Source organism: Klebsiella sp. 4_1_44FAA, assembly GCF_000238715.1.
GTDB classification, from domain to species: domain Bacteria; phylum Pseudomonadota; class Gammaproteobacteria; order Enterobacterales; family Enterobacteriaceae; genus Klebsiella; species Klebsiella pneumoniae.
In genome coordinates this window covers 2,794-4,047 of the sequence record NZ_JH414826.1, presented here as the reverse complement: position 1 = coordinate 4,047, position 1,254 = coordinate 2,794, and the positions used below count along the sequence as shown (strand labels likewise).

General features: G+C 54.2%; 1 protein-coding gene and 1 pseudogene. Both read left to right on the top strand.

What is annotated here, in order from left to right:
• Positions 1-132: 132 nt before the first annotated feature.
• Positions 133-1,104: a plasmid segregation protein ParM domain-containing protein gene (parM, locus tag HMPREF1024_RS00235; protein WP_001568038.1), complete on the top strand. Its 972-nt coding sequence runs from the start codon at positions 133-135 to the stop codon at positions 1,102-1,104.
• A 2-nt stretch (positions 1,105-1,106) separates the two neighbouring features.
• Positions 1,107-1,254, top strand: a pseudogene (locus HMPREF1024_RS29840) (plasmid partitioning/stability family protein); the annotation flags it as partial.

The window sequence follows — 1,254 nt, the reverse complement described above, 5'->3', positions numbered from 1 at the left end:
AGATGTCTCAAAATGCTACTATTAATTCATTTTGATATTTTTATATTGCTCATATTGAGAAATATTGCTTTGATTTTTTCATTTTGCTCTTATAATTGGTATCAAATTGAGAGTAATTAACGGAGCATATTGATGAATATTTACTGCGATGATGGTTCAACTAATGTTAAGCTGGCATGGTTTGAAGGAGATGAACTTCAGACACGTGTCTCTGCGAACTCCTTCCGGCATGGCTGGAAAGTGGCGGAATTCAGTGCGGCAACGTTCAACTATCAGGTGGGTACGCTGAAATACACCTGGGACAGCGTCAGCCGGGATGCCATCCCGACAACAAACGTGGAATATCAGTACGGTGATCTCAACCTGCTGGCCGTGCATCATGCGCTGCTGAACAGCGGACTGGAGCCGCAGCCGGTGAGCCTGACCGTGACGCTGCCCCTGAGTGAGTATTACGACGGGGACTGCCAGCGGAACGAGGAGAACATACGACGCAAACGGGAAAACCTGATGCGTGAGCTGGTTCTGAATAAGGGCAGAGCATTTACCGTAACGGACGTGAAGGTGATGCCGGAATCACTGCCGGCGGCGTTCTCCCGTCTCGCGGAGCTGAAGCCCGGCCCCGCTGAGACCACCCTGATTATCGATCTCGGTGGCACCACGCTCGATGCCGGTGTGATTGTCGGCCAGTTTGATGATATCAGTGCGGTGCACGGTAATCCGTCTGTCGGCGTGTCACAGGTCACCCGCGCAGCTGCAGGCGCGCTGCGGGCGGCAGACAGCGAAACCAGCGCCCTCATCGCTGACACTATCATCCGCAACCGCAATGATCGTCAGTATCTGCAGCGTGTGATCAACGATGCCGGTAAAATCGACGAGGTTCGGAACAAAATAACAGAGGCGATCACTTCCCTGGGGGCGCGTGTCACCAGTGAGCTGACGGCCTTCAGGAACGTTAACCGGGTATTCCTGGTCGGGGGAGGGGCTTCCCTCATAGAAGAAGCTATCCGTCAGGCCTGGCCTCTGGCTCCTGACCGTATCGAGGTTATAGGCGATCCGCAGATGGCGCTGGCCAGGGAGATTGCCCTTTACAATAAAGAGGACTAAACGTGCCGGACGGCCAGTATTCTTTCTATCTGCACAGCGACGATCGCACCGACATCGCAGCAATGGCAACCATCAGCACCATCTCACAGCCCCTGCGCGGTGAGTTCATCCGTACCGCCGCCACCGCGGGGCGTGGTNTACCAGGTGGAT

Bases quoted from the DNA above. Each gene is read 5' to 3' on its own strand.
- parM (WP_001568038.1), top strand. From the start codon at position 133: ATGAATATTTACTGCGATGATGGTTCAACTAATGTTAAGCTGGCATGG.